The organism is Streptomyces sp. NPDC031274 (assembly GCF_055570235.1).
Map to the genome: position 1 here is coordinate 1 of NZ_JBVIHP010000314.1, position 1242 is coordinate 1242.

General features: G+C 62.6%; 1 protein-coding gene and 1 pseudogene. One reads left to right on the forward strand and one right to left on the reverse strand.

Features of this window, described 5'->3' with window-relative positions; translation table 11 throughout:
• Positions 1–119: 119 nt before the first annotated feature.
• Positions 120–335, reverse strand: coding sequence for an MbtH family protein (locus ACZ5CR_RS45960; RefSeq protein ID WP_468869881.1), 216 nt, complete (start codon positions 333–335; stop codon positions 120–122).
• A 304-nt stretch (positions 336–639) separates the two neighbouring features.
• Between ACZ5CR_RS45960 and ACZ5CR_RS45965 the strand changes: the two are divergent.
• Positions 640–1242: pseudogene (locus ACZ5CR_RS45965) on the forward strand (MBL fold metallo-hydrolase); the annotation flags it as partial.

The window sequence follows — 1242 nt, forward strand, 5'->3', positions numbered from 1 at the left end:
GGTCGCCGACATCTATTGGCGCAGATGCCTTGTACGGAGGGGGTTAACGCCTTCGGTCCCCCCCGGAACAAGAATCGACCGCCAGGCGAACCTGACGGCCGATCACGGAAGACTGAAGCTCAGTTTGCGCCTTTCATGGCTTCGATCAGGCTCTTGGGCCGCAAGTCGGTCCACGTCTTCTCGATGTACTCAAGGCACTCTTCTCTTGGCGCCTCGCCGAACATGGTCTTCCAGCCGTCGGGTACAGCCACGAAGACAGGCCACAGCGAATGCTGGCCTTCATCGTTGACCAGGACCAGATAGCTTGCGTCGGGATCCTCAAAAGGGTTTGGCACGAAACCGTCCTCATTTCTCGGCGACAAGAGACCGCAGCGACAAGCGGATCCACTGTGGCATAGGCACTCACGGGCCATCAAGGGGCGATGGTGCATACAGCGTTGCCGGCCTGTTCCGCTGAAGCTGGAGCTGTTCAACTGCGGCGTTTCGCCGGTTGAACGGAGGCCGCCCGGCGTTGACGCAGCTGGGGTGCTGTGGTGCGTTAGTAACCACGCGCGGCGCAGGCGTTTATGCGCGGAATCAGTTCACAGCGAGCCGGGTGCCGGTAAAGCGGCAGCGTAAATTCCGTACAGGAGGGCCCAGATGCCTGACAGCCGAGACCGAATATTTCTCCGCTCGAATGCAATCATCGAACCACTGGTCGACAGGTTCTATGCGTGGATGCATATCCTTGCGCCCGCTCAGGCGTCCATGAACCTGGCGAATGTGCAGGTGCCGCTGCTCGAGTCGTACCTCCAGTCTCCGCAGGTGCACATCTCGGCCAGCAGCAACCCGGCTCTGCGCGGCGGATACTTCGTCAACGTCGAGGAGTCGCGTGCGGCGGAGGTCGGCGAGCTGCTGGACACGATCAAGCGCGAGCGCGCGGATATGCTCGCGTTCGCCGCTGCCATAGCCGAGGTGGACGAGCTGCTGCGGCAGAACGCCACCGGCTTCGATCTCACGCCGCTGTACCCGAAGTTGCCGGCGGCGCTGAACGGTTTGGTGGAGCTGGCCTACGACACCAGCAACCAGGCATCCGCGCGCCTTATCGAGCCGCTGCTCTACCACAGCAAGGCCTTTGACCGGCGCCGTCAATCCGTCCAGCTCTCCCTCGACGACGGTGTGGAGCGGCCGTTCATCCTCAGCACCCCCCGACTGCCCTCACCCGACGTGCTGGACCTGCAGATCCCCTTCGACCACCCCGGT